General features: G+C 54.0%; 30 protein-coding genes and 1 pseudogene. 30 read left to right on the top strand and 1 reads right to left on the bottom strand.

What is annotated here, in order from left to right; all coding sequences use genetic code 11:
* Positions 1 to 70 precede the first annotated feature (70 nt).
* The 13 genes and pseudogenes from GC56T3_RS06720 to rpsA all read left to right on the top strand — a co-directional run.
* Positions 71 to 408, top strand: a pseudogene (locus GC56T3_RS06720) (hypothetical protein); the annotation flags it as partial.
* Between the two features lie 158 nt (positions 409 to 566).
* Positions 567 to 1,157 (top strand): genetic competence negative regulator, encoded by a 591-nt coding sequence (locus GC56T3_RS06725; RefSeq protein ID WP_011231720.1) that lies wholly within the window; start codon positions 567 to 569, stop codon positions 1,155 to 1,157.
* 159 nt (positions 1,158 to 1,316) lie between these two features.
* Positions 1,317 to 2,588 (top strand): Glu/Leu/Phe/Val dehydrogenase, encoded by a 1,272-nt coding sequence (locus GC56T3_RS06730; protein WP_011231719.1) that lies wholly within the window; start codon positions 1,317 to 1,319, stop codon positions 2,586 to 2,588.
* An 89-nt stretch (positions 2,589 to 2,677) separates the two neighbouring features.
* Complete coding sequence (locus GC56T3_RS06735; protein ID WP_013144876.1) at positions 2,678 to 3,670, top strand: YpdA family putative bacillithiol disulfide reductase; 993 nt, start codon at positions 2,678 to 2,680, stop codon at positions 3,668 to 3,670.
* Between the two features lie 218 nt (positions 3,671 to 3,888).
* Positions 3,889 to 4,860, top strand: a complete 972-nt coding sequence (locus GC56T3_RS06740; RefSeq protein ID WP_012820743.1) for an asparaginase — start codon at positions 3,889 to 3,891, stop codon at positions 4,858 to 4,860.
* 88 nt (positions 4,861 to 4,948) lie between these two features.
* Positions 4,949 to 5,626: a glutamic-type intramembrane protease PrsW gene (prsW, locus tag GC56T3_RS06745; protein WP_012820744.1), complete on the top strand. Its 678-nt coding sequence runs from the start codon at positions 4,949 to 4,951 to the stop codon at positions 5,624 to 5,626.
* 91 nt (positions 5,627 to 5,717) lie between these two features.
* On the top strand, positions 5,718 to 6,521 hold the full coding sequence (sleB, locus tag GC56T3_RS06750; RefSeq protein WP_012820745.1) for a spore cortex-lytic enzyme: 804 nt from the start codon (positions 5,718 to 5,720) through the stop codon (positions 6,519 to 6,521).
* A 15-nt stretch (positions 6,522 to 6,536) separates the two neighbouring features.
* Positions 6,537 to 7,880 (top strand): germination protein YpeB, encoded by a 1,344-nt coding sequence (gene ypeB / locus GC56T3_RS06755; protein ID WP_013144877.1) that lies wholly within the window; start codon positions 6,537 to 6,539, stop codon positions 7,878 to 7,880.
* Between the two features lie 156 nt (positions 7,881 to 8,036).
* On the top strand, positions 8,037 to 8,705 hold the full coding sequence (locus GC56T3_RS06760) for a flagellar brake protein (protein WP_013144878.1): 669 nt from the start codon (positions 8,037 to 8,039) through the stop codon (positions 8,703 to 8,705).
* A gap of 52 nt (positions 8,706 to 8,757) precedes the next feature.
* A complete protein-coding gene (locus GC56T3_RS06765) occupies positions 8,758 to 8,937 on the top strand; it encodes a YpfB family protein (protein WP_013144879.1) in 180 nt (59 codons plus the stop codon).
* A gap of 98 nt (positions 8,938 to 9,035) precedes the next feature.
* On the top strand, positions 9,036 to 9,710 hold the full coding sequence (gene cmk, locus GC56T3_RS06770) for a (d)CMP kinase (RefSeq protein ID WP_013144880.1): 675 nt from the start codon (positions 9,036 to 9,038) through the stop codon (positions 9,708 to 9,710).
* Positions 9,707 to 10,300, top strand: a complete 594-nt coding sequence (locus tag GC56T3_RS06775; RefSeq protein ID WP_041468310.1) for a 1-acyl-sn-glycerol-3-phosphate acyltransferase — start codon at positions 9,707 to 9,709, stop codon at positions 10,298 to 10,300. Before cmk ends, GC56T3_RS06775 begins: the two co-directional genes overlap by 4 nt.
* A gap of 179 nt (positions 10,301 to 10,479) precedes the next feature.
* Positions 10,480 to 11,643 carry a 30S ribosomal protein S1 gene (gene rpsA, locus GC56T3_RS06780; protein WP_013144882.1) on the top strand — a complete coding sequence of 388 codons (1,164 nt, stop codon included), beginning with the start codon at positions 10,480 to 10,482 and terminating at the stop codon, positions 11,641 to 11,643.
* 174 nt (positions 11,644 to 11,817) lie between these two features.
* Here rpsA and GC56T3_RS18465 read toward each other — a convergent pair whose 3' ends face one another.
* On the bottom strand, positions 11,818 to 11,952 hold the full coding sequence (locus GC56T3_RS18465; RefSeq protein ID WP_013144883.1) for a YpzI family protein: 135 nt from the start codon (positions 11,950 to 11,952) through the stop codon (positions 11,818 to 11,820).
* Positions 11,953 to 12,077: 125 nt separating this feature from the next.
* Between GC56T3_RS18465 and GC56T3_RS06785 the strand changes: the two genes are divergently transcribed.
* The 17 genes from GC56T3_RS06785 (at position 12,078) to aroC (ending at position 26,662) form a co-directional block, all read left to right on the top strand.
* A complete protein-coding gene (locus GC56T3_RS06785; RefSeq protein WP_013144884.1) occupies positions 12,078 to 12,674 on the top strand; it encodes a hypothetical protein in 597 nt (198 codons plus the stop codon).
* On the top strand, positions 12,671 to 13,567 hold the full coding sequence (locus GC56T3_RS06790; protein WP_013144885.1) for a YIEGIA family protein: 897 nt from the start codon (positions 12,671 to 12,673) through the stop codon (positions 13,565 to 13,567). Before GC56T3_RS06785 ends, GC56T3_RS06790 begins: the two co-directional genes overlap by 4 nt.
* Positions 13,564 to 13,749 carry a hypothetical protein gene (locus GC56T3_RS06795; protein WP_013144886.1) on the top strand — a complete coding sequence of 62 codons (186 nt, stop codon included), beginning with the start codon at positions 13,564 to 13,566 and terminating at the stop codon, positions 13,747 to 13,749. The genes GC56T3_RS06790 and GC56T3_RS06795 overlap by 4 nt, the downstream gene beginning before the upstream one ends.
* Before the next feature lie 208 nt (positions 13,750 to 13,957).
* Positions 13,958 to 15,268 (top strand): ribosome biogenesis GTPase Der, encoded by a 1,311-nt coding sequence (gene der / locus GC56T3_RS06800; protein WP_013144887.1) that lies wholly within the window; start codon positions 13,958 to 13,960, stop codon positions 15,266 to 15,268.
* A 451-nt stretch (positions 15,269 to 15,719) separates the two neighbouring features.
* Entirely contained in the window at positions 15,720 to 16,754 is a 1,035-nt protein-coding gene (locus GC56T3_RS06805; RefSeq protein WP_013144888.1) for an NAD(P)H-dependent glycerol-3-phosphate dehydrogenase, read from the top strand.
* Between the two features lie 180 nt (positions 16,755 to 16,934).
* The gene (locus tag GC56T3_RS06810) at positions 16,935 to 17,138 is read left to right on the top strand and encodes a DUF2768 domain-containing protein (protein WP_011231703.1); all 204 of its coding nucleotides are present in this window, start codon (positions 16,935 to 16,937) and stop codon (positions 17,136 to 17,138) included.
* Positions 17,139 to 17,155: 17 nt separating this feature from the next.
* On the top strand, positions 17,156 to 17,878 hold the full coding sequence (locus GC56T3_RS06815; protein ID WP_011231702.1) for a hypothetical protein: 723 nt from the start codon (positions 17,156 to 17,158) through the stop codon (positions 17,876 to 17,878).
* A gap of 156 nt (positions 17,879 to 18,034) precedes the next feature.
* Complete coding sequence (gene spoIVA / locus GC56T3_RS06820; protein ID WP_011231701.1) at positions 18,035 to 19,513, top strand: stage IV sporulation protein A; 1,479 nt, start codon at positions 18,035 to 18,037, stop codon at positions 19,511 to 19,513.
* A 705-nt stretch (positions 19,514 to 20,218) separates the two neighbouring features.
* On the top strand, positions 20,219 to 20,491 hold the full coding sequence (locus GC56T3_RS06830; protein ID WP_008879623.1) for an HU family DNA-binding protein: 273 nt from the start codon (positions 20,219 to 20,221) through the stop codon (positions 20,489 to 20,491).
* A gap of 127 nt (positions 20,492 to 20,618) precedes the next feature.
* Positions 20,619 to 21,185, top strand: a complete 567-nt coding sequence (gene folE / locus GC56T3_RS06835) for a GTP cyclohydrolase I FolE (RefSeq protein WP_013144889.1) — start codon at positions 20,619 to 20,621, stop codon at positions 21,183 to 21,185.
* 12 nt (positions 21,186 to 21,197) lie between these two features.
* Entirely contained in the window at positions 21,198 to 21,422 is a 225-nt protein-coding gene (mtrB, locus tag GC56T3_RS06840) for a trp RNA-binding attenuation protein MtrB (protein WP_011231698.1), read from the top strand.
* 62 nt (positions 21,423 to 21,484) lie between these two features.
* On the top strand, positions 21,485 to 22,318 hold the full coding sequence (locus GC56T3_RS06845; protein ID WP_013144890.1) for a heptaprenyl diphosphate synthase component 1: 834 nt from the start codon (positions 21,485 to 21,487) through the stop codon (positions 22,316 to 22,318).
* A gap of 4 nt (positions 22,319 to 22,322) precedes the next feature.
* A complete protein-coding gene (gene menG / locus GC56T3_RS06850; RefSeq protein WP_011231696.1) occupies positions 22,323 to 23,027 on the top strand; it encodes a demethylmenaquinone methyltransferase in 705 nt (234 codons plus the stop codon).
* 15 nt (positions 23,028 to 23,042) lie between these two features.
* A complete protein-coding gene (gene hepT / locus GC56T3_RS06855) occupies positions 23,043 to 24,005 on the top strand; it encodes a heptaprenyl diphosphate synthase component II (RefSeq protein WP_013144891.1) in 963 nt (320 codons plus the stop codon).
* 98 nt (positions 24,006 to 24,103) lie between these two features.
* On the top strand, positions 24,104 to 24,553 hold the full coding sequence (ndk, locus tag GC56T3_RS06860) for a nucleoside-diphosphate kinase (protein WP_013144892.1): 450 nt from the start codon (positions 24,104 to 24,106) through the stop codon (positions 24,551 to 24,553).
* Between the two features lie 72 nt (positions 24,554 to 24,625).
* Positions 24,626 to 25,396 (top strand): protein-glutamate O-methyltransferase CheR, encoded by a 771-nt coding sequence (locus tag GC56T3_RS06865; protein ID WP_013144893.1) that lies wholly within the window; start codon positions 24,626 to 24,628, stop codon positions 25,394 to 25,396.
* A 99-nt stretch (positions 25,397 to 25,495) separates the two neighbouring features.
* Positions 25,496 to 26,662, top strand: coding sequence for a chorismate synthase (gene aroC / locus GC56T3_RS06870; protein ID WP_013144894.1), 1,167 nt, complete (start codon positions 25,496 to 25,498; stop codon positions 26,660 to 26,662).

The following is a 26,662-nucleotide window of genomic DNA, read 5'->3' on the forward strand; positions in this document are numbered from 1 at the left end:
AAAAAGTTATTCTGAAAAACTAAATAAAAAATCCTTTGTTTTGACCTTGTTAGGGTGCGAAATGTGAGTTTTTCGCTGGCTGCCGCCCCTTGAGCCATTTTCCCCAACCTTGTTTTTGACGCAGCTGTTGTTTTCCCCGTTTCGAACATGGCTTGCTTTTGCCTGTTTTTTGCTCGGCGTCGCTGCCAACGGGGCGCTTCTTAGCATCGCTGTAACCGGGACGGTGCGTTTGTTGTCCGGCCGGCGGCTCCGCTTAGGCCAATGGTTGTTCAGCTTGGCGGCGCTCGGCCATTTTTATTGGGCGTTTCAGTTCCATTGGCGGCTGGCGGCGCTTTTTTTCGTTTTTTCTTTTTTTATGGTATGATGACGCTGAGAGGCCGCCAGACGAGGCCGCATCGCTGGCCATGACAGGAGGAAGTATGCTGATCGGGGGAGCAACCGAGAAAAAATGCTTGTCTAAAACGGGGAAAACGATGTAAACTCATTAATAACAACAAACGAACCAATTGCCGCTTGCGTCATACAATAACGGTAAGAGATGGCTCTGTAGGTAAGGAGGGGTGCCGATGCGTCTTGAGCGCTTGACCCACAACAAAATCAAAATTTTCCTGACGTTTGACGATTTGCTGGACCGCGGGTTGACGAAAGACGATTTATGGAAAGATACGTTTAAAGTCCATCAGCTGTTCCGCGATATGATCGAGGAAGCAAGCGAAGAGCTCGGTTTTGAAGTGAACGGATCGATCGCGGTCGAAGTGTACTCTTTACCGGCGCAGGGCATGGTCGTTATCGTTACGAACGAAGGCGACTACGACGACATGGAAGAAGAATTCGCCGACGATTATATCGAAATGCAAGTAACGCTCGATGAGAGCGATGACATATTTTACGAATTCCAAACGTTTGAAGATGTCATCCAGCTCGCTCATCGCCTGCATGCGGTCGGTTGCCTCGACGGCACGCTTTATTCCTATCAAGGCCGCTTTTACTTGCATGTTCCCGAAGAGCCCCCAATTCCGCTCGACAACTTTGTCGCCTTGCTGGCCGAGTTTGGCAACCCGGCTACGATAACGATACATCGTGTGCAAGAATATGGGAAGCGGCTGATTGAGCGCCGCGCGATCGAACAGCTCGTTCGTTATTTCCGCGCCAACTAAGGCATAGAAAGACTCCTTGAAATGGACAAGGAGTCTATTTTTTTGCGCCAACTGTTCGACGCCGCTTCGCCATTTTTCCTTTGCATCCGGCCACAGAAGGTGTATACTATGACATGAAAGGCGACAAATTATTATAGCGAGCTTATAGGAGGTTTACGTATGGCAGCCGATAAGCATACGGAAGAGAAAGAACAACAATACGACGTGCTGGCGTCGACACAAATTGTTATACATAGAGCGTTGGAAAAGCTCGGCTACCCGGAAGAAGTGTATGAGCTGTTAAAAGAGCCGATCCGCGTGTTGACAGTCCGCATTCCGGTGCGCATGGACGACGGGTCGGTGAAAATTTTTACCGGCTACCGCGCGCAGCATAACGATGCGGTCGGTCCGACGAAAGGCGGCGTGCGTTTCCATCCTGATGTGACGGAACGAGAAGTGAAAGCGCTGTCGATTTGGATGAGCTTAAAGTGCGGCATCGTTGACTTGCCATACGGCGGCGGCAAAGGCGGCATCGTCTGCGACCCGCGCACGATGTCGTTCCGCGAGCTCGAGCGGCTAAGCCGCGGTTATGTGCGCGCCATCAGCCAAATCGTCGGACCGACAAAAGACATTCCGGCGCCGGATGTGTTTACGAACTCGCAAATTATGGCGTGGATGATGGATGAGTACAGCCGAATCCGCGAGTTCGATTCGCCAGGGTTTATCACCGGGAAGCCGCTTGTCCTCGGCGGTTCGCACGGCCGGGAAACGGCGACGGCCAAAGGAGTGACCATTTGCATCCGCGAGGCGGCGAAAAAACGCGGCTTGTCGCTCAAGGGGGCGCGCGTCGTCGTTCAAGGGTTCGGCAACGCCGGCAGCTATTTGGCCAAATTTATGCACGACGCCGGGGCGAAAGTCGTCGGCATTTCCGATGTGTACGGCGCGCTGTACGACCCGAACGGGCTCGACATCGACTATTTGCTTGAACGGCGCGACAGCTTTGGCACGGTGACGAAGCTGTTTAAAAATACGATTTCGAATCAAGAGCTGCTTGAGCTTGATTGCGATATTTTGGTGCCGGCGGCCATCGAAAACCAAATTACGGCCGAAAACGCTCCGCGCATTAAGGCGAGCATCGTCGTCGAGGCGGCGAACGGGCCGACGACGCTTGAGGCGACGGAAATTTTGACGCAGCGCGGCATTTTGCTCGTTCCGGACGTGCTTGCAAGCGCTGGGGGCGTGACTGTGTCGTACTTCGAATGGGTGCAAAACAACCAAGGTTACTATTGGACGGAAGAAGAAGTGGAACAGCGGCTTGAAAAAGTGATGGTCAAAGCGTTCAACAACGTGTATGAAATGGCGCAGACGCGCCGCGTCGACATGCGCCTTGCCGCCTACATGGTCGGCGTCCGCAAAATGGCGGAAGCGTGCCGGTTCCGCGGCTGGGTGTGAGGCGAGCAAGCGCCGATGTTTGCAAGCTTTGGTGAAATCCCCTATCATAAGATAGGGGATTTTTTGCTTCATGCGAGGTGGCAAAAACGATGAAAGAGGAGAAAATCATTATTGTCGGCGGCGGTCCGTGCGGGCTGGCGGCGGCGATTGCTTTGCAAGACGCCGGATTTTCGCCGCTGGTGATCGAGAAAGGAAACATCGTCCATTCGATTTACCGTTTTCCGACGCATCAGACGTTTTTCAGCACGAGCGACCGGCTCGAGATCGGCGGCGTGCCGTTTATCACGGAAAACCGGAAGCCGACGCGAAATCAAGCGCTCGCTTATTACCGGGAAGTCGTGGTTCGCAAGCAAGTGCGCGTCAATACGTTTGAAGAAGTGAAAGCCGTCAAGCCGCAGGAAGATGGAGCATTTCTTATTGAAACGACAAAAGGGACGTACCGCGCGCAGTACGTCGTCATCGCCACCGGCTATTACGACCATCCGAACTATATGAACGTGCCGGGGGAAGAGCTGCCGAAAGTGATGCATTACTTTAAAGAAGCGCATCCGTACTTCAACACCGACTGCGTTGTCATCGGCGGGAAAAACTCGAGCGTCGACGCGGCGATGGAGCTTGTGAAAGCTGGGGCGCGCGTGACAGTGCTGTATCGCGGCAACGAGTATTCGAAAAGCATTAAGCCGTGGATTTTGCCGGAGTTTGACTCTCTTGTGAAGAAAGGCGTCATCCGCATGGAGTTTCGCGCACATGTGAAAGCAATTACCGAAGATGCGGTCGTGTATGAAGTGGACGGGGAAACGAAAACAATCAAAAACGACTTTGTGTTTGCCATGACCGGCTACCGTCCGGATCATCGCTTCTTGATGAACATCGGGGTGCAGATCGACCCGGAAAGCGGCCGGCCGCATTATGATCCGGAGACGATGGAAACAAACGTGCCGGGGGTGTTTATCGCCGGGGTGATCGCCGCTGGCAACGATGCGAATGAAATTTTTATCGAAAACGGCCGCTTCCATGGAGACGCTATTGCCGCCTGCATCGCCAAGCGCGAACGGGAGGGGTCAGCCAAGCAGCTGCAGTAGCGCTTCTTGGCCAATACATCGACTGGGCATATGACGGCATGCCCTCCTCGAACAATGAACGCTTTGCGGGCAAATGACATTTGCCCGCCGGCGTTCTTGTTCGAGGGAAGAGGCAGAAAAGCTTGTGTTCAGCCATATCATTCTTTGTTTTTTAGTAAAATAATGGATAATCAACACTCGTGTAATGATGCTGAAGCGAGAAAGCGAGGGTGGCTTGCGTGACGAAACGGAAAGTGGTGCTCCTGACAACCGGCGGCACGATTGCGAGCAAGCGAAACGAACGTTCCGGCCGCCTGCGGGCTGGGGCGCTAAGCGGTGAAGAACTCGCGGCGATGTGCCATTTGCCGAAAGAAATTGAAATCATCGTGGAAAGCGTATTTCAATTGCCAAGCATGCATTTGACGTTTTCGCATTGGCTTGAGCTGAAAAAACGGATTGAGGCGCATTTCACCGATCCATCCGTTGATGGCATCGTCGTCACTCACGGAACCGATGCGCTCGAAGAAACGGCCTATTTCCTTGATTTGACGATCGATGACCCGCGGACGATCGTCGTCACCGGTTCGCAGCGGGCGCCGTCTGATTTGGGCAGCGATGTGTACATCAACATCCGCCATGCCATTTACGCCGCGTGCGCCGAGCCGTTGCGTGGGGCGGGGACGGTCGTTGTGTTCAATGAACGCATTTTTGCCGCGAAATACGTGAAAAAAGAACACGCCTCGAACATTCAAGGATTCAACGCTTTCGGCTTCGGCTATTTAGGCATCATTGACAACGATGAGGTGTACGTGTACCAAAAGCCGATCCGACGCGAATATTACAAGCTTGTGCGCCCGCTTCCGCCGGTGGACATTGTGAAATGCTACTTGGAGGCGGACGGCAAGTTCATTAAAGCGGCTCGAGAAAGCGGCGTCGCTGGCATTGTGCTCGAAGGGGTCGGCCGCGGGCAAGTGGCGCCAAAAATGGTCGATGAAATCGTCAAAGCCATCGAAGCGGGGATCAAAGTCGTTGTGACGACGAGCGCCGAGGAAGGGGCGGTGTATACAACGTACGATTACCCCGGCAGCGCCTACGATTTGCATAAGAAAGGGGTTATTCTTGGCAGCGACTACGATGCGAAAAAGGCGCGCATCAAGCTCGCTGTCGCTCTTGCGGCCGACGCCGCCGTTGATGGCTTGTTCGCTTATTAGGCAACAAGCGGCCCAGCAATTCCTCTTTTTTTCTCCCCTGTTTCGTGGTACGATGAAGTTAAAAATGCCAAAGAAACGGGGATCGAGGATGTTTTCGTTGATTTCCGCCGGCGTCGCCCCCGGGGTGGCGCTGCTTAGTTATTTTTATTTAAAGGACGAGTATGAGGCTGAGCCGCTTTCGTTTGTGTTGCGCATGTTTTTATTCGGCGTCTTGCTTGTGTTTCCGATCATGTTCATCCAATACGTGCTGGCGGCAGAAGGGATCGTCGCGTCGCCGGCAGCCGAGGCGTTTCTTTCCGCTGCGCTCCTTGAGGAGTTTGTCAAATGGTTTGTCGTTTATTTTTTTGTGTATGACCACGACGAATTTGACGAGCCGTATGACGGCATTGTGTACAGCGCCAGCGTCTCGCTTGGGTTCGCGACGCTGGAAAACATTTTGTACTTGTTGGCCAACGGAGTGGAGACGGCCATTGCCCGGGCGCTTTTGCCGGTGTCCAGTCATGCGCTCTTTTCCGTCATCATGGGGTTTTATTTCGGCAAGGCGAAGTTTGCCGTAAAAAAGCGCCGCTATTATTTATGGGCGTCGTTTTTGTTGCCGTTTTTCCTTCATGGCGTCTATGACTGGCTGTTGCTCGCCAAAGAGCGATGGGGCTATTACATGGGTTTGTTTATGCTCGCCTTATGGTGGGCGGCGTTGCGCAAAGTAAAACAAGCGAAAGGATACGCCCGCCCTCAAGCGGTGCCGCCTGTGAAAAGCCAAGCGTAAAAGCTTTGGCTTTTTTCTTTTTTTCGCATAAAAAAGGGAAACGGAAGGAAAATAGGGGTAAAAACGGTGAGTGTTGACGGGAGGTTCACATATGGCAAGAAAATGGGTTCTATTCATCGCATTGGCTGTTTGGACATGCATGTACCCATCAGGCCATGCTTTCGCGTTTTCCCCGCAAGTGATTCAGCGTGGAGCAGTTGGCGATGATGTCATTGAACTGCAGGCGCGGCTGCAATACCTTGGGTTTTACAACGGCAAAATTGACGGCGTGTTTGGCTGGCGAACGTATTGGGCGCTGCGCAATTTCCAATACGAATACGGCTTGCCGGTCGATGGACTAGCCGGATCGGAGACGAAACGGAAGCTTGTGAACGCTTCAAAATATTACGAGCAGTTTGTGAAAGAGCAAATCCGCCAAGGAAACGATTTCACCCATTACGGCGGCATTCCGCTCAGCCAGCAGGTGAAAAAACGCGGCGGCGGTTCAGCAGGTTCAGTGCGGGCGGCGAAAACGACGGCGTCGAACGTGCCGAAAGGGTTTTCGCAAAACGATATTCGGCTGATGGCAAACGCCGTTTACGGGGAAGCGCGCGGGGAGCCGTACATCGGACAAGTGGCGGTTGCCGCCGTTATTTTAAATCGGCTGGAGCATCCGTCGTTTCCGGATACGGTCGCCGGGGTGATCTTTCAGCCAGGCGCATTTACCGCGGTCGCCGATGGGCAAATTTGGCTGACGCCGAATGAAACGGCGAAAAAAGCGGTGCTTGATGCGATCAACGGCTGGGACCCGACCGGCGGGGCGATTTACTACTTCAACCCAGCCACGGCGACGAGCTCATGGATTTGGAGCCGTCCGCAAATCAAACGGATTGGAAACCATATTTTTTGCAAATAAAAGGAGGGAGACGAGATGGTGCGAAACTTACTGATTGCGGCGCTTGTCGTCGCTGTCGTCGGCACTGGTTACTGGGGCTACCGCGAGCATCAGGAAAAAAACGCGATCTTAATTCATGCGGAAAACAATTACCAGCGTGCGTTCCACGATTTGGCCTACCAGATCGATTTGCTGCATGACAAGCTTGGAGCGACGCTGGCGATGAATTCGCAAGCCTCATTGTCGCCGGCGCTCGCCGAAGTGTGGAAAATCGCGTCTGAAGCCCATTCCGATGTCGGCCAACTGCCGCTGTCGCTTTTGCCGTTTAACAAGACGCAAGAGTTTTTGTCGAAAATCGGCGAGTTCAGCTACCGGACGGCCGTGCGCAATTTGGAAAAAGAGCCGTTGACCGAAGAAGAGCACAAGACGCTCGAGGCGCTGTACAAAAGCGCCGGCGCGATCCGCCAAGAATTGCGCAACGTGCAGCATTTAGTGCTGGAAAACAATTTGCGCTGGATGGACGTCGAACTGGCGCTGGCGACGAACGACGAGAAAGGCGACAACATCATTATTGACGGCTTAAAAGCGGTGGAGAAAAATGTTGATACATTCTCAAGTTCGTCCGAGTTCGGCCCGTCGTTCATCGGCCTCGCCAACGAGGAAAAAGGCTTTGTCCGCGCGAAAGGGCGCCCGATTTCCAAAGACGAGGCGAAACGGATCGCCCGCGAGTTTCTCGGCTTAAAAGGAACAGAGAAAATCAAGGTGACGGACAGCGGCAATGGGGCGGATGAGCGTTTTTACAGTTTAACGATTCACGATCCGAAAACAAAGGGCGACATTTATATGGATGTGACGAAAAACGGCGGATATCCGATTTGGGCGTTAAACAGCCGGCCAATCGGCAAGCCGAAGATCAGCTTGCATGAGGCGGCCAACCGTGGGATGGCGTTTTTGCGACGGCATCAATTCACCGGCTTTGAGTTGTACGACAGCACGCAATACGATAATGTCGCCGTGCTGACGTTTGTCAAAAGCGAAAACGGCGTCCGCATTTACCCGGAAGCGATCCAAATGAAAGTGGCGCTTGACAACGGCCATGTCGTCGGCTTTACGGCGCGCGACTATTTGTCATCGTCCATTCCGCGTCCGTTGCCCAAACCGACGCTCACCGTCGAGGCGGTGAAGAAAAAGTTAAACCCACATTTGAAAGTGATGGAAGAGCGCCAGGCGGTCATTATGAACGATTTGCAAAAACCGGTGCTTTGCTATGAGTTTTTAGGAACGCTTGGCGATGAAACGTATCAACTGTTCATTAACGCCGCAACCGGCCTTGAAGAAAAAGTCGAGAAGCTTGAAAGCGTAGAGCCGAATTACAGATGAAAACAAGGGAGGAAAAGCTGGGGCTGTCGGCTTTTCCTCTTTTTTTGGTCAAAGGCAGCCGGACGGTATGGTATAATCGTCATGGGACATCATGCGGATCGGCGAAACGATCGCCGGTTCGGCAGCTGACTGAAAAGGGGAAGAAAAGGGACCATGATGATCAAAATCGGAGATTCGATCCGGCTTGAGCCGTCGGACGGCTCAGCGCGGCAATACCGAAGCAAAGCGCTCGCCGTTGCTGACGGGGCGGTTCATATCAGCTATCCGATCGATGAACAGAGTGGAAAAACCGTTTATTTGTTGAACGGGATGCAGTTTAAAGCGACTTTTGTCGGGCAAGACGGCGGTTTATACATGTTTGATACCGAAGTGAAGGGGAAAATCCGCGATCCGTTGCCGATGGTCGTCTTGGCTTACCCGGGCGAGGAATACGTCGTGCGCATCCAGCGCCGCCGTTATGTGCGGGTGAAAGCGAATGTCGATGCGGCCGTCCATCCGTCTGACAGCGAGTTCGCTCCGTTTGTGACGATGACGGTGGATATCAGCGCCGGCGGCGCCGCCCTCCTTGTACCGCCGGCGCACGCTCCGCTTCTTCGCCCCGGCATGGCGGTCGAGCTTTGGCTCGTGTTGGCGATGCGCTCCGGCGAATACCATTACGTGCAAACGAAGGCGTCGATTGTGCGCATGGCTGATGACGAGCGCGGCATGGCGAAAATGTCGGTGGAGTTCACAGACCTCGCCCCCCAAGACCGCGTCCGGCTCATTCGCTACAGCTTTGAACGGCAGCTTGAGGAGAGAAAATGGGAGAACGAACAGAATAAATGAGCTGGGCGCGTGGAATACTGCTAGAAAAAATGGGAAGCAGGAGGCTTGCGCCATGAAACGGATCGAACAGCTGTTGTGGAAGCTTGTCGTCATCCAGACGATTTGCCTGTTGATCGCCCAATGGCTTGTGTTGTACACGAAAGCGCCCTTGTATATCGGCAAGGTGTACGAATACGAAGGGGTAGCCAAGCCGGAAAAAACGAAAACAGTTGAAACGGCCGTCGACCGTTGACGGCGGATATGGTACAATGAACATGGAGACATGCAGGGTTTTCCTGCATTTTTCTTTGTGCACTCATCAAGCGATTTTCGGTAAAGCAGGAGGAAATGATGAAACGACGAATCAGCATCGCGATCGACGGACCCGCCGCGGCGGGGAAAAGCACGGTCGCCAAACGGATCGCTAGGCGGCTTTCCTACGTATACATCGATACCGGCGCCATGTATCGCGCGCTGACGTACCGGGCGCTTGCATGCGGCGTCGACATCCATGATGAGCAGGCGCTCCTGTCGCTGCTTCGCGATACATCGATTGAGTTGAAACCGTCGCCGCATGGACAGATCGTCCTAGTCAATGGCGACGATGTGACCGACATCATCCGCGGTGAGGCGGTGACGAATGCGGTGTCGCTTGTCGCGAAGCATCCGCTTGTGCGCGAGGAGATGGTCGCCCGCCAACGCGCCTTGGCGGAAGGGGGCGGCGTCGTCATGGACGGGCGCGATATCGGAACGCATGTGCTGCCGAACGCCGAAGTGAAAATTTTCCTGAAAGCGTCGGTCGAGGAGCGGGCGCGGCGCCGGCATGAGGAAAATCTTGCGCGCGGCTTTCCATCCGATCTTGAAAAGCTGAAAGAAGAGATCGCCCGCCGCGACCGGCTCGATTCGGAACGGGAGACAGCGCCGCTTCGCAAGGCGCCGGATGCGGTGGAAATCGATACGACATCGCTGTCGATTGAGGAAGTGGTGGAGCGGATTATGGAGATTGTCAACGAAAGGATTGGATGACGGTGGACTTTTATTCATTCGCCAAGGGGATCGTCAAGGGAGTGCTCACTCCTTTGTACCGCATTCAAACGATCGGGGTTGAACAATTTCCGAAGGAAGGCGGCGTGCTTCTTTGCGCCAACCATATCAGCAACCTAGATCCGCCGGTCGTTGGCATTACGGCGCCGCGGCCGATTCGGTTTATGGCGAAAGAAGAGCTGTTTCGCGCACCGGTCGTGAAAACGCTCGTCAAAAGCTTGCATGCCTTTCCGGTCAAGCGCGGCATGAACGACCGCCAAGCGCTGCGCACGGGGCTTGAGGTGCTGAAGCAAGGCGAAGTGCTCGGCATTTTTCCGGAAGGGACGCGCAGCAAAGACGGCCGGCTGAAAAAGGCGCTGCCCGGCGTTGGCTTTTTCGCTTTGCGCACCGATGCCGCCGTTGTCCCGTGCGCCATTGTCGGCCCGTACCGTCCGTTTGTGCCGCTTAAGGTTGTGTACGGAGCGCCGGTCGATATGGCGCCGCTGCGCGCGCGGAAAGCGAGCCCAGAAGAAGCGGCCGATTACATTATGGATCATATCCGCCGGCTGCTGGAAGAGCATCAGCGAGCATGAAAGGAACATGCTGTTCGATGCATCCCTTCCGCCGCCTCAATGAGCATTATAGTACATGTTGATTGAGAAAATATGGTATACTAACTAGAAAAGCGTCCTTATTTTGCCGACAGCCGGCCGCGGCCTCGGCGCGAGGCGCGCTTTTGACAGTTGTCAGTCGATGAAGGAGGGTTTTTGCGATGACAGAAGAGATGAATGTGCAAGTCAATGTGTATGAAGTGGGCGATATCGTCCGCGGCAAAGTGGTGAAGCTTGAGGACAAGCAAGTGCTGGTCGAGGTGGAAAACAGCAAGCAAAGCGGCATCATTCCGATCAGCGAGCTGTCGAACTTGCATATTGAAAAACCGAGCGATGCCGTCGCTGTCGGCGATGAAGTGACGGCCAAAGTCAAAAAAGTGGAAGAAGGAAAAGACGGGGAAGAAGGGTTGCTCATTTTATCGAAAAGAGCGGTGGACGCCGAGCGGGCGTGGGAAGATCTTGAGCGCAAATTTGCAAACGGCGAAACATTTGAAACAGTCATTAAAGACATCGTCAAAGGCGGTCTTGTCGCCGATGTCGGAGTGCGCGGCTTCATCCCGGCGTCGCTTGTCGAGCCGCATTACGTCGAAGATTTTTCCGATTATAAAGGAAAAACGCTCTCCGTGAAAGTCGTCGAGCTTGACCGCGAGAAAAACCGCGTCATTTTGTCGCATCGGGCGGTCGTTGAGGAAGAACAAGCGCGGCAGCAAAAAGAACTGCTCTCCCGCCTTGAGCCGGGGCAAGTGTTGGATGGCGTCGTCCGCCGCATTGCCGATTTCGGCGTCTTTGTCGATGTCGGCGGGTTTGATGGGCTCGTACATATTTCCCAGCTTTCCCATACGCGCGTCGCTCATCCGTCGGAAGTGGTGAAAGAAGGCGATGTGGTGAAAGTGAAAGTGTTGGCCGTCGATCCGGAGAACGGGCGCCTGTCGCTGTCGATCAAAGAAGCGCTGCCGGGCCCATGGGAAGGCCTCAGTGAAAAAGTGAAACCGGGTGATGTCGTCACCGGGACGGTGAAACGGCTCGCTTCGTTCGGCGCGTTTGTGGAAGTCTTCCCAGGCGTCGAAGGATTGGTGCATGTGTCGCAAATCGCCAACCGCCGCATCGGCTCGCCGCATGAAGTGCTGAAAGAAGGCGACGTGGTGAAGGCGAAAGTGCTCGACGTCAACGAAGCGGATCACCGCCTTTCCCTCAGCATCCGCGCGCTGCTTGAGGAAGAGGCGGCCGCGCCGGCCGAGGATTACAGCCAATACACAAGAACGTCGGAAACGCGCGGCTTTCAGCTCGGCGAAGTGATTGGCGAGCAGCTGAAAAAATTAAAGTAATGTAGAGCCGCAAGATCAACTAGCTGGCAAAACAAAGCGAAAGCTCCCTTCTGTCCGATGGCTTGAGCCATCTGGACGGAGGGAGCTTTTTTGCTTGATTCATTGCAGTAGGGTGCGGCTGTTGCTCGCATCGGGACAAGAGCGGCCGCAAGGGAAGATAAGGACCGCTTTTTCTTAATGGCGGTTCCGTTCCCGCGCTTCCTCCGGCGTGTCGAGCCGAGCCGCTCCTTTATAGGAGAGGGACTGATCCCGGTCTGACTCGACGCGCCGCGATTGCTTCAGCTTTTTTTCCTGTCGATCTTTTCCCATTTCGCCATGGCTCCTTTCTGCTTCGGTACAGCGATCATTTTTACTATGAACGAATGCTGTTTTTTCTATACAGGAATGAACGTTCATAAAAGATGACATAATGAACATAATAAGGAGTGGAAAAGATGGAAGGGGCCTATTTTTATTTCTTTTTTTGGGCGTTATGGATTGCAGCGACATTTTTGATGAAAAAGACCGTCGAGCGGACGAAGCTGGCTGCATTTTCGCTATTCATGATCAGTTCGGCTTCCATGACAGTGAAGATCAGCCCCCTTCATATGGCGTTGTCCTTTTTTGTGCTTTTTTTCTCCTCTTGTTACGTGGCGGTCACACAGCGGCCATGCGGATGGCTGCGGATGGCGCTGTCAGCGTCCGGCTTGGCGTTTGCCTATGCCGCTTTTCGTCTGCTTGCCTTGTTTGATCCGGTCTGGATTTGGCTTGATGGACAATGGATGCTTGGCTGGTGGATGGCCTTGATCAGCAGTCTGTTCCACCGCCGCATATCCGCCCGCCTTCTTTGTCTGGCGCTCGGCGGCTGTCAAGGGGAAGTGATGTACGCCATGTCCATCTTTCGCATGGCGCCGGGTTATGTGCTTGGGTCGTTTTCCTTTTTGGATGTGCTCGCCATTAGCGCATCATCTTTGCTCGTTTGGGAATCGATCCGCTTCTTCTCGCTGCAGCTTGAGGAAAAACGGCCTGTAAGGAGGACGAGGCAGCCGTGAACGAATACACGTTTCCGATTTTATACGGTGTTGCCGCTGGGGTGTTGACGCGGCTTTATTTGTTGCGCACCGATTACCGGCAATACCCGACGTATTTGCACGGTCGGACCATCCATATCGCCTTAGGGGCCATTGCCGCCGGCTTGGGAACGATCGCCGTGCCGGCGATTATGGAAAAAGAGTTCGCAGCGATCACGTTTTTGGCCTTGGCCGCCTCACAATTTCGCGACGTGCGCAATATGGAGCGCAATACGTTGAACGAGTTGGATCAGTATGAGCTGGTGCCGAGAGGAAAAACATACATCGAAGGCATCGCGATTGTGTTTGAAGGGAGGAACTATTTAGTCATTTTCGTCTCCTTTCTATCGACGCTCTTTTATTTAGTATGGGACATTTGGGCCGCGCTTGCCGCCAGTATCATCGGCCTTATGACGGCGCGGCGGTTTATGAGCGGAAGCCGGCTGAAAGACATTGCCGAGGTCCAATATGTCAAGCCGCATTTTGAAGGGGCAGGGCTGTATGTTGACAACATCTATATCATGAACATCGGCTTGCCGGCGCGGCGCGAAGAAATTTTGCGCTACGGGATGGGGTTTATTTTAACGCCGAAAAATTTCAACGCCCGCACGACGATCGCCAACCTTGGGCAGCGGCAGGCGATTTTGCATGATGTATCGACCGCCCTCGGCATTTACCGCGACTCGGGAACGCCGGCGCTCGTGCCGCTCGCCAAGCGCGATTTGAACGACGGGCGCGTCGGCATTTTCATTTTGCCGCAAGTGGAGGATGTCGAGAAAGCGAAGGCTGTCATCGAAAACGTGCCGGTGCTTGAGAGCGCCATCCGCATGCCGAAGAAACGGCGATGGAAGCGGAAAAGGGGGGAGCGGCGATGACGCATGAAAAGATGATTTTGGCTGTCATTACGATGAACGGCGGGCGCGTCGCCGGCGGTGCGCCGATCTTTATTTGCCAAACGACAGAGGAAATGGAACAGATCGCCGCGAATTTAGAGGCGATTTTGGATGGCATCGCCCATGAATTGAGCGAGGGGCTTCTTATTATCGTCAAACATTAGTTGTTGAGCGTTTCGCTTTTTGATAAAATAAAGCAGTTGTAGCCTACCCTGGTTCATCGCTAAAAGATGCACTTGATTGGTAAAAAGTCATTTCCTTCCTAGCCTCGCAGTCAAGTGCCCTTGGCGTTGATGGACCGATGCCCTTCCGAAAAGGGCGTTTTTTTTCAGCGACAAAGGTAAGGAGAAAACGAAGATAAAGGGTGGTAGCATGGCAAATCCAGTCGTGGCCATTGTCGGCCGTCCAAATGTAGGAAAATCGACGATTTTCAACCGCATTGTCGGGGAACGCATTTCCATCGTCGAAGACGTGCCTGGAGTGACGCGCGACCGCATTTACAGCCGAGCCGAATGGCTGAACCATTCGTTTTATTTGATCGATACCGGCGGCATTGACATTGGCGACGAGCCGCTGCTTGTGCAAATTCGCCAGCAGGCGGAAATCGCCATCGATGAGGCGGATGTCATCATCTTTATGACGAACGGCCGGGACGGTGTGACTGCGGCTGATGAAGAGGTGGCCAAGCTGCTCCGCCGGTCGAATAAGCCGGTTGTGCTCGCGGTGAACAAAATCGACAATCCGGAAATGCGTGATTTGATTTACGACTTTTACGCTCTGGGCTTTGGGGAGCCGTATCCGATTTCCGGAGCTCATGGGACAGGGCTTGGCGATTTGCTTGATGCTGTTGTCCGTCATTTTCCAAAGGGCGGTGGACAAGAGTATGAAGAAGACGTCATTAAGTTTTGCCTCATTGGCCGGCCGAATGTCGGCAAATCGTCGCTTGTCAACGCCATTTTAGGTGAGGAGCGGGTCATCGTCAGCGACATCGCCGGTACGACGAGGGACGCCGTCGACACCTCATTTGTGCGCGAAGGGCAGGAATATGTTATCATTGATACGGCAGGGATGCGCAAACGAGGAAAAATTTACGAAAGCACGGAAAAATATAGCGTCTTGCGCGCGTTAAGGGCCATTGAGCGCTCGGACGTCGTGCTTGTTGTGTTAAACGCTGAGGAAGGCATCATCGAGCAGGACAAAAAAATCGCCGGATACGCGCATGAAGCGGGTCGCGGTGTCATTTTGGTCGTCAATAAATGGGATGCGATTGAAAAGGACGACAAAACGATGGTCGAATTTGAGCGGAAGATTCGCGACCATTTTCCGTTTTTGGACTATGCGCCGATTTTGTTCGTATCGGCGAAAACGAAGCAGCGGCTGCATAAGCTCTTGCCGCTCGTCCGGCTTGTGAGCGACAATCATGCGATGCGCGTCCAGACAAATGTGCTCAATGAAGTCATCATGGATGCGGTGGCGATGAATCCGACGCCGACGCATAACGGGCGGCGTCTGAAAGTTTATTACATGACGCAAGTCGCCGTCAAACCGCCGACGTTTGTCGCGTTTGTCAACGACCCGGAACTGATGCATTTTTCATATGAACGGTTTTTGGAAAACCGCATCCGCGATGCATTCGGTTTTGAAGGCACGCCGATTAAAATCATCGCCCGCCCGCGAAAATAAGAAAAGCGGAGGCCGCGCGCCAAGCTCCCGAGGCAAAATGTTCTCCGCGCCGAGAAGTGCTTGCACTTCGAGGGCGGAGGTTATTTTGCGGAAGGGAGCTAGCGGCCGCAGCTAGACAGAAAGAAAAGCGGAGGCGAGCGGTTCGCCGCGACGGGCAAATGTTCTTCGCCTGGAGGGATTTACAATCCCGAAGGCGAAGGTTATTTGACCCCGAGCGGCGGCGAGCCGCAGCTGGACAGAAAGAAAAGCGGAGGTCGCGCGCCCATCGGCGATACGCGTTGCGAGGCCGGCGAAGAGGCTCGAACCAAGGAAAGCTTGGTTCTGCGTGGGTGGTGTCACAGGAGCGTAAGCCATGTGTCGCCGCCGCGAAAGTCGAACGAACAGGAGCGAAGAGGCGGCGCGATTGCTATTTTTCAAGGTTGCGACAATCGGATAAAGGAAGTGGAAAACGATGGAGAACATCGCCGTATTGGGGGCTGGAAGCTGGGGGACGGCGTTGGCGCTCGTGCTGGCTGACAATGGGCACCACGTCCGGCTCTGGGGTCATCGGACCGAGCAGATCAACGAAATCAACGAAAAGCGGACAAATGAAAAATATTTGCCAGGCGTTCGCCTGCCGGACACCATTATCGGCTATGACGACCTTTGCGCTGCGCTTGACGACGTTGCGATCGTTGTGCTCGCCGTGCCGACGAAAGCGATCCGTACGGTGCTTGCGGACGTGCGCGCCTGCTTGGCCAAGCCGATCACCATTGTTGCCGTCAGCAAAGGAATCGAACCAGGGACGCATAAGCGGGTGTCGGAAATGGTCGCCGAGGAAATGGGGGAATGGCTTGCAGATGTTGTCGTTCTCTCCGGGCCGAGCCATGCCGAGGAAGTCGTGCTCCGCCACCCGACGACCGTGGCGGTATCGTCGCCAAATATGGAAGCGGCGCGCCGCATTCAAGACATCTTTATGAACCATCACTATTTTCGCGTGTATACGAACCCGGATTTAATCGGCGTCGAAGTCGGCGGGGCGCTGAAAAATATCATCGCCTTGGCCGCCGGAATCAGCGACGGGCTTGGCTATGGGGATAACGCCAAAGCGGCCCTCATTACGCGCGGGCTCGCCGAGATTGCCCGCCTCGGCTGCGCCCTCGGCGCTAATCCGTTGACATTCGCTGGTTTGACGGGAGTCGGCGATTTGATTGTCACGTGCACGAGCGTCCATTCCCGCAACTGGAGGGCCGGCTACATGCTCGGCCAAGGAAAAAAGCTGGACGAGGTGCTTGAGAGCATGGGGATGGTCGTCGAAGGGGTGCGAACGACAAAAGCCGCCTATGAGCTGGCGAAAGAGCTTGGTGTGAAGATGCCGATCACCGAAGCTCTCTATGACGTATTGTTTGCGGGAAAAGACCCGAAAGAGGCGGTCGATTCGCTCATGGCGCGCGGAAAAAAAGAAGAAATGGATGACTTAAACAACATTTTTGCCGAACAAGAATGATGAAAATAGGCCAATGGCGGTACAAGTCGTCTTCGTTCTGCATACAATATGGCGAACCATCATCGGCTTGAGCTTCCGGAAGGGTATGAGGGGATGCTGAAGTAAAGAAAGCCCCGCTTTACTTCAGCTTTTTTTTGCCAATGCTATAATGATAGTTGTCGAAAAAAAGGAGGAGCGTCCATGTCACCGGCGTTAGCGAAAATGTGGATCGCCATCGCCTCGATGGTGTTTATGTTTATTTCCGTCGGCTTCATTTACTTAAGCCGCTACAAAGTCAAGATGAAATGGCTTCGCTTTCTGTTGGCGCTCGTCGCCTACATTCTTTTGATTTTCGCTGGCATCATCATCATTTTCGTCGTATTCAGCGGACCGACACCGCAATAGGCAAAAAGGTGGGAAAGATGAAACGAATCGCTCGCTTGTTGTTGTCATGTATATGTTTGGCGCTGCTTTCCGGCTGCTTGTATCCACAAGAGCGGCTGAAACAAAACCAAATTCCTTACAAAGACCAAGTGGCGGCCGTCCAATCGGCGGTGGATGAGTACCGGAAGGCGACCGGCGGGCTTCTGCCGATTAAAACACGCGACATGAACACGCCGATGTATTTGAAGTATCCAGTCGATTTTCAAAAGCTCGTTCCCCGCTATATGCAGGAGCCGCCGGGAAACGCCTATGAAAGCGGGGGCGTCTTCCAGTATATGATCATCGATGCGGAAACGAACCCGACGGTCAAGCTGCTTGATCTGCGCTTAGCCGAACGCATCCGCGATCTGAAGCTGCGGCTTAGCATGTACACGGACAAGCATAAATATCCGCCGTTTCAAGACGTCGTTGCGCCGGGCGTATTTACGCTCGATTACAAAAAGCTCGGCTATAAAGAGCCGCCTTATGTCGTCAGCCCGTTTTCCGGCAACAACTTGCCGTTTGTCATCGACGGGAATGGAGAAATTTACATTGACTACCGTTCTGATTTGTATGCGGCGTTGAAAAAATATCCGCACCACTACAAGCCGGGTGACGATATTCGCCCGATTTTGACCGATCATTCGCTGTTTGTGCCGGCGTATTCGTTGCCCTATACGATCGACGCCAAGACGAATGAACCGATTTTTTTCACAAAATGAGTCATCTTCCCTTCTCTAGGAAAATACATTCTAGAGAAGGGATTTTTTCTATTTTAGTCATAACCGAATCGGACAACATCATATGCATATAGTGTCCGACTATGCTAGCTCATTCCACTGTTTCTTATAACGACCGAAGGACTGGAGGGGAGTTATTTGGAAAAGGTCGATATTTTTAAAGATATCGCCGAGCGGACCGGCGGCGATATTTATTTAGGGGTTGTCGGCGCCGTCCGCACCGGAAAATCGACGTTTATTAAACGGTTTATGGAGTTGGTCGTGATTCCGAACATTAAAAACGAAGCCGATAAAGCGCGCGCCCAAGATGAACTGCCGCAAAGCGCCGCCGGCAAGACGATCATGACGACAGAACCGAAGTTCGTGCCAAACCAGGCGGTGACGGTGAAAGTTGATGAGGGTCTTGAAGTCAACATCCGTCTTGTCGACTGCGTCGGCTACGCCGTGCCCGGCGCAAAAGGATATGAAGACGAAAACGGGCCGCGGATGATCCACACGCCTTGGTATGAAGAGCCGATCCCGTTCCAAGAGGCGGCGGAAATCGGGACAAGAAAAGTCATCCAAGAACATTCGACGATTGGAGTCGTCATTACGACGGACGGCACGATCGGGGAAATTCCGCGCCAAGACTATGTCGAAGCGGAAGAACGGGTCATTAGCGAGCTCAAAGAAGTCGGCAAGCCGTTCATTATGATCGTCAACACCGTTCGGCCGCACCATCCGGAAACCGAGGCGCTTCGCCGCGAGCTCGCCGAAAAGTACGACATTCCGGTGCTCGCCATGAGCGTGGAAAGCATGCGCGAAGCCGACGTGTATAACGTGCTTCGCGAAGCATTATATGAATTCCCGGTGCTTGAAGTGAACGTCAACTTGCCGAGCTGGGTGATGGTGCTGCGCGAAGATCATTGGCTGCGCGAAAGCTACCAAGAAGCGGTGCGCGACACAGTCAAAGACATCAAACGGCTGCGCGACGTCGACCGGGTTGTGCAGCAGTTTGCCGAGTACGATTTCATCGAAAAAGCGGCGCTTGCCGGCATCGAAATGGGGCAAGGGATCGCCGAAATTGACTTGTATGCACCGGATGAGCTGTACGATCAAATTTTAAAAGAAATCGTCGGCGTCGAGATTCGCGGCAAAGACCATCTGCTTCAGCTCATGCAAGACTTCGCCCATGCGAAAGCGGAATATGACCAAATCGCCGACGCGCTGAAAATGGTCAAACAAACCGGCTACGGCATCGCTGCGCCCGCTTTGTCTGACATGAGTCTTGACGAACCGGAAATCATCCGCCAAGGGTCGCGCTTTGGCGTCCGTTTGAAAGCCGTTGCGCCGTCGATTCATATGATCAAAGTTGACGTCGAATCGGAGTTTGCACCGATCATTGGCACGGAAAAGCAAAGCGAAGAGCTCGTCCGCTATTTAATGCAAGACTTCGAAGACGATCCGCTGTCGATTTGGAACTCTGACATTTTCGGCCGCTCGCTCAGCTCCATCGTCCGTGAAGGCATCCAAGCGAAACTTGCGCTCATGCCGGAAAACGCCCGCTACAAGCTGAAAGAAACGCTTGAGCGCATCATCAACGAAGGCTCCGGCGGCCTCATCGCGATTATTTTATAGAAAAGCGGAGGCTCGTTATTTCGCCTAAAAGCGGCCCGCGTCCTGCGGGCAACGGCGAAATATCGCCATCCTGGCGATCGCGACGGGCAAATGTTCTTCGCCTGGAGGGATTTACAATCCCGAAGGCGAAGGTTATTTGACCCCGAGCGGCGGCGAGCCGGAGCTAGACAATAAGAAAAGCGGAGGCCGCGCGCCAAGCTCCCGACAAGGGAGCTTTTTTTGATGCCATTTTTTCAGTTGCTAAGTGGCAAAGGGAAAAAATCGCCAAAACCCTTGAGAAATCAGGATTGGCACTTGATTATGGGCATGGCGTTATGGTAATCTTTTATCTGAAATCGTTGTTTTGGTGAAATATGCCTAAAATTGGCCGTTTTTGCGAAAAAAGATGTTGAATTTCCGCGGTCAATTGGTTAAGATTAGGCATGTCACCGCCTGTTGGCGGGAAGAAGGCGGTTTTCCTCGCCCTTGGCTTCGTTTGCGCCCGGCGAAAACAGGAGGAGCCCAAACTGTTGGGAAGGGGCTTCAGCCGGCGGCATAGGCGCATCTTAGGCGGACTGTCGCGAGGCAAACATAGAATGATTGGCTGCGCCGGCGCGGCGCGCGGGCCTTCTTGCCGCTGGAATTGGATGTCTATGTATAGAAAAGCAGAAAAGTGTGCACAAATGGTAGTAAACAAGACCAGCCCCTTGGGAGGAGGTGAATGGCATGAACAAAACGGAATTGATCAACGCGGTCGCTGAAACAAGCGGTCTTTCCAAAAAAGATGCGACAAAAGCCGTTGATGCGGTGTTTGATTCGATTACAGAAGCGCTGCGAAAAGGCGATAAAGTGCAATTAATCGGTTTTGGAAACTTTGAAGTGCGCGAGCGCGCCGCCCGGAAAGGACGCAACCCGCAAACGGGCGAAGAAATGGAAATTCCGGCAAGCAAAGTTCCTGCATTCAAACCGGGCAAAGCATTGAAAGATGCCGTCAAGTAAGCCTACATAGCAGGAGCGCAGGAGGGAAGGGCAGGTGATCCACCGGCCCTTCTTTTTTGTTTTTTTGGCTCCCTATGCTAGAATCGGATTACATGCAGCTTTTATGATGCAGGAGGATGTTGTTTGTATGCCAGAGATCAATTTTGCGCAAATTGAATATGCGGTCCGCCTCATTCTTGAGGCGATCGGGGAAGATCCAAACCGCGAAGGGCTCGTCGATACGCCGAAGAGGGTGGCGAAAATGTACGCCGAGGTGTTCGCTGGGCTGCAGGAAGACCCGAAGCAGCACTTTCAAACCGTATTCAGCGAGGAACATGAGGAGCTTGTGCTCGTCAAAGATATTCCGTTTTATTCGATGTGCGAACACCATTTAGTGCCGTTTTTTGGCGCTGCCCACGTCGCCTATATTCCGCGGGAAGGGAAAGTGACCGGGCTGAGCAAGCTCGCTCGAGCCGTTGAGGCGGTGGCGCGCCGCCCGCAGCTGCAAGAGCGCATCACGGCAACGATCGCTGATTCGATCGTCGAGGCGCTTGAGCCGCATGGGGTGATGGTCGTCGTTGAGGCGGAGCATATGTGCATGACGATGCGCGGGGTGAAAAAACCGGGGGCCAAAACAGTGACAACAGCGGTGCGCGGCGTGTTTGAAACAGATGCCAACGCCCGCGCTGAAGTGCTTTCGTTAATCAAAGCGTAAGGAGGGAAGAGGATGTACACAAACAGCGATTTTGTCGTCATTAAAGCGCTCGAAGACGGGGTGAACGTCATCGGGCTGACGCGCGGCGCGGACACAAGATTTCACCATTCGGAAAAGCTTGACAAAGGCGAAGTGTTGATTGCTCAGTTCACGGAACATACGTCGGCGATCAAAGTGAGAGGAAAAGCGTATATTCAAACGCGCCACGGTGTGGTTGAATCGGAAGGGAAAAAGTAAACCGGCAAATTTCTAGCAAACTAGAGCGTTTTCGACAAAATTATGTTATAATTGAGTCCGTCATGGCGGTGCGGACATTTTTTGGGGGGACAAGGGTGAGAAGAGTGAATGACATCATGGTGAAATTGGCGTCATTGAAGGAACAAATCGAACGGCTGCTTGACCATCCGTATTTGCGCGCGCATGTGCCGGCGCCGGCTGTTGATGAAGACCGGCTGCTGCTTTCGCTGTCGATGATGACTGATGCTCCGGCGGCGCCAAATGAGCCGGACCGGTGCATCATCGCCATGATGCTCATGCAAATCGCCCTTGACACCCATGATCAGGTGACAGACCGCGGCGGCGATTTGCGGACGCGGCAGCTTGTCGTTTTGGCCGGCGACTTGTACAGCGGGCTTTATTACGACTTGCTGGCGCGCTCGGGCGATGTTGCGCTCATCCGTTTGTTCGCCGAAGCGGTCCGCGAGATTAATGAGCAAAAAGTGCGGCTGTATGAAAAAAAGGTGGAGCGGATCGAGACGCTGTTCGCCGCGGTCGGCACGATCGAGTCGGCGTTGCTTGCGAAGCTTGCCGAGCGCATCGGGGCGCCGCAATGGGGGGGATTTTCCGGCCATTACTTGCTGTTGCGGCGCTTGCTGCTCGAGCAGGAAGCGTTCGTCCGCACTGGGTCATCGATGCTGTTTGAGCAAATGGCGCATATCGCCTTTCCATGGGCCAAAGGGCTGACGAAAGAACAAAAGCGGCATTTGCTTCGCCTTTGCGAGCGTTATATTGACCATTGCAAGGAAGCGCTGCTGGCGGCGAATTTGCCGATGAACGACCTGTTGCGGTTTCGCATGGCGGAACTTGCCGGCGGATTTCAAGCCATCGTCAAAAAGTCGGTGGAAGAAGGGTAGAACGATGCATCAATCGAAAGAAGAGCGAGTCCATCGCGTATTTGAAAAAATTTCTGCACATTATGACCGAATGAATTCTGTCATCAGCTTCCGCCGCCATTTGAAATGGCGCGAAGACGTCATGCGGAGGATGAATGTGCAAAAAGGGAAAAGGGCGCTCGACGTTTGCTGCGGAACGGCCGACTGGGCGATCGCGCTGGCTGAGGCGGTCGGGCCGGAGGGGGAAGTGTACGGCCTTGACTTCAGCGAAAACATGCTGAAAGTCGGCGAACAAAAGGTGAAGGCGCGCGGCCTCGGCAATGTCAAGCTCATTCACGGCAACGCCATGCAGCTGCCGTTTCCCGACAATTCGTTCGATTATGTGACGATCGGCTTTGGCTTGCGCAACGTTCCTGATTATATGACGGTGCTTAAGGAAATGCACCGCGTCACCAAGCCGGGCGGCATGACCGTCTGTCTGGAAACGTCGCAGCCGACGTTGTTTGGTTTCCGCCAGCTTTACTATTTTTATTTTCGGTTTATTATGCCGCTGTTTGGCAAGCTGTTGGCGAAAAGCTATGAGGAATACTCGTGGCTGCAGGAATCGGCGCGCGAATTTCCAGGGCGGGACGAGCTGGCCGAGATGTTCCGCGAAGCCGGTTTCGTCGATGTCGAGGTCAAACCGTACACGTTCGGCGTAGCGGCCATGCATTTAGGCTATAAACGATGAGTCAAGGTGAACACCATGAAGTTAAAGGCGATGTATTCGTTTTTAAGCGATGATTTGGCGGCGGTCGAAGAGGAGCTGGAGCGGACGGTCCGATCCGAATACGGGCCGCTCGGCGAAGCGGCGCTCCATTTATTGCAAGCGGGCGGAAAGCGCATCCGTCCCGTTTTTGTCTTGCTGTCCGCCCGCTTTGGCCATTATGATTTCGAACGGATTAAACATGTAGCCGTAGCGCTCGAACTCATCCATATGGCATCGCTCGTTCACGACGATGTCATCGATGACGCCGACGTGCGGCGCGGCCGGCCGACGATCAAGGCGAGATGGAGCAACCGCTTTGCCATGTATACAGGCGATTACCTCTTCGCCCGTTCGCTTGAGCGGATGGCGGAGCTTGACAGCCCCCGCGCTCATCAAGTGCTGGCGAAAACGATCGTTGAAGTGTGCCACGGGGAAATCGAGCAAATCAAGGATAAATACCGATTTGATCAGCCGCTTCGCACGTACTTGCGGCGCATCCGCCGAAAAACGGCGCTATTGATCGCCGCCAGCTGCCAGCTTGGCGCCCTTGCCGCCGGCGCGCCGGAGGCGGTGGCCAACCAGCTGTATTGGTTCGGCCATTGCGTCGGCATGTCGTTTCAAATTACCGATGACATTCTCGATTTCACCGGCACGGAAGAGCAGCTCGGCAAGCCGGCTGGAAGCGACTTGCAGCAAGGAAACGTCACCCTCCCCGTGCTGTATGCCCTTTGTGATGAACAGGTGCGGGCAAAAATTACGGCCGTCAACGCGGACACGGATGCCGAGGAGATGGCGGCGGTGCTAGCGGCCATTAAACAGACGGACGCCATCGAACGATCGTATGCGCTAAGCGATCGCTATTTGGAAAAGGCGCTCCGCCTGCTTGGCGAGCTGCCGGCCAACGAAGCGCGCACGCTGCTTCATGATCTCGCCCTCTACATTGGGAAAAGGGATTATTAGCGCTTTCAAGGACGCTGTTGCCAACGGCGGAAAACAATGATACTATGATGGGTGGGAATCCGTTTCCCAGTACATACGACAGTAGAGGTGGAGAGCGAATGGCAGAACGGACATTCATCATGGTAAAACCGGACGGGGTTCAGCGCAATTTGATCGGCGAGATTGTCGCCCGTTTTGAAAAAAAAGGCTTCCAGCTTGTCAGCGCGAAGCTGATGCAAGTGTCGCGCGAACTCGCCGAGCAACATTACGCTGAACATAAGGAGCGCCCGTTTTTCGGCGAGCTTGTCGACTTTATCACCTCGGGGCCAGTGTTTGCAATGGTGTGGGAGGGCGAGAACGTGATCGCCGCCGCCCGGCAAATGATGGGGAAAACGAATCCGCAGGAGGCTGCCCCTGGCACGATCCGCGGCGATTTCGGCTTGACGGTCGGCAAAAATGTCATCCACGGCTCCGATTCGCCGCAAAGCGCCGAACGCGAAATCAGTTTGTTCTTTAAAGAAGAAGAGCTCGTCAGCTATTCGAAACAGATCAATGCATGGCTGTACTGATGCGAAGACCGGCCGCCATTCGGCCGGTTTTTGCCGTTTTTGTACATTGACAGGGGAGAGGGACAGGCGACGATGGACGATTATGCGCAGTTCATTGCCAAAGTGAAGCGAAAAACAGGCATTGACTTATCGCTATATAAGGAAGCCCAGATGAGGCGGCGTTTGGCGTCGTTGTACATGAAAAAAGGGCTAAAGAGTTTTGCCGAGCTGTTTGCAGCGATGGAGAAAGAGCCGGCGCTATGGCATGAATGCTTGGATCGGATGACGATCAACGTCTCGGAGTTTTACCGGAACGCCAAGCGTTGGGAGGTGCTTGAGCACACCATTTTGCCGCGGCTATTGGCGGAAAACCCGCTCCCGAACGTGTGGAGCGCTGCCTGCTCAACCGGCGAGGAGCCGTATACGCTCGCGATGGTGCTCGCAAAACGATTGCCGCTTCACCGCGTGTCGGTGTTGGCGACCGACATTGACGATAATGCGCTCGCCCGCGCGCGCCTCGGTTTGTACAGCGAACGGTCGCTTGTAGAGCTGCCCGAGGAAATGAGAAAAAAGTTTTTTACGAAAGAAGGCGAGTATTATAAAATAGACGAAAAGATTAAACAAACGGTCAAGTTTCAAAAGCACAACTTGCTCGCGGATCCGTTTCCGCGCAACATGGATTTGATCGTCTGCCGCAACGTGCTCATTTATTTTACGGAAGAGGCGAAGCGGATGCTGTATCGCAAATTTCACGACGCGCTCCGGACGGGAGGCGTGCTGTTTGTCGGCAGCACCGAGCAGATTTTCAATCCCGGCCTGTACGGTTTTGAAGTCGAAGAGACGTTTTTTTACCGAAAAAAATAGCTCGCGTCGGCTTCTTTTTTTCCTGAAACTATTTTCATTTTTCGAATTTATGATATATTTTTACTTAAACGCGTTAAAGACCTGAAGGGAGAGACAAACATGCGGTATTTGACGGCAGGGGAATCGCATGGGCCGCAATTGACGGCCATTTTGGAAGGAGTGCCGGCCGGGCTTGAGCTGCGCGCCGAGCACATCAATAAAGAGCTGGCGCGCCGGCAAAAAGGATACGGACGCGGCCGCCGCATGCAGATTGAAAAAGATGAAGTGAAAATCACAGGCGGCGTTCGGCACGGGAAAACGCTCGGCTCGCCGATTGCGCTCGTTGTCGAGAATCGCGATTTTAAACATTGGCAAACGATTATGGCGGTTGAGCCGATTGATGACGAAGCGGAAGTGAAGCGGAAAGTGACGCGTCCGCGCCCAGGGCATGCCGATTTAAACGGCGCCCTGAAATACGGACATCGCGATATGCGCAACGTGCTGGAGCGCTCGTCGGCGCGTGAAACGACGGTGCGCGTGGCGGCTGGAGCGGTGGCAAAACGCATTTTGGAGGAGGTCGGCATCCGCGTCGCCGGGCATGTCATCGAAATCGGCGGCGTGCGCGCAAAGAAGCTCGATTATCGTTCGCTTGAAGAATTGCAGGCAGTGACGGAAGAATCACCGGTGCGCTGCTTTGACCCGGAGGCGGGGCAAAAAATGATGGAAGCGATCGATTGGGCGAAGAAAAACGGTGATTCGATCGGCGGCATCGTTGAAGTGATCGTTGAAGGTGTTCCGGCCGGAGTGGGCAGCTACGTCCATTACGACCGAAAGCTTGATGCGAAAATCGCGGCCGCGATCGTCAGCATCAACGCGTTTAAAGGCGTTGAATTCGGGATCGGCTTTGAGGCGGCGCGCCGCCCGGGAAGCGAAGTGCACGATGAAATCATTTGGAGCCCAGAACAAGGCTTTTCGCGCCGGACGAACCGGGCGGGCGGCTTTGAAGGCGGGGTGACGACCGGGATGCCGATCGTCGTGCGCGGAGTGATGAAGCCGATCCCGACGCTGTACAAGCCGCTTCAAAGCGTGGATATCGAGACGAAAGAGCCGTTTGCGGCAAGCATTGAGCGATCGGACAGCTGCGCCGTGCCGGCGGCGAGCGTTGTCGCTGAGGCCGTTGTCGCCTGGGAAGTGGCGGCGGCGATCGTTGAGCAGTTTGGGCAGGATCGGATGGACTTGATTAAGGAAAATGTGGAACGCGCCCGCTGCTATGCAAAGGAGTTTTGA

It is taken from the genome of Geobacillus sp. C56-T3 (genome assembly GCF_000092445.1).
GTDB lineage: Bacteria > Bacillota > Bacilli > Bacillales > Anoxybacillaceae > Geobacillus > Geobacillus thermoleovorans.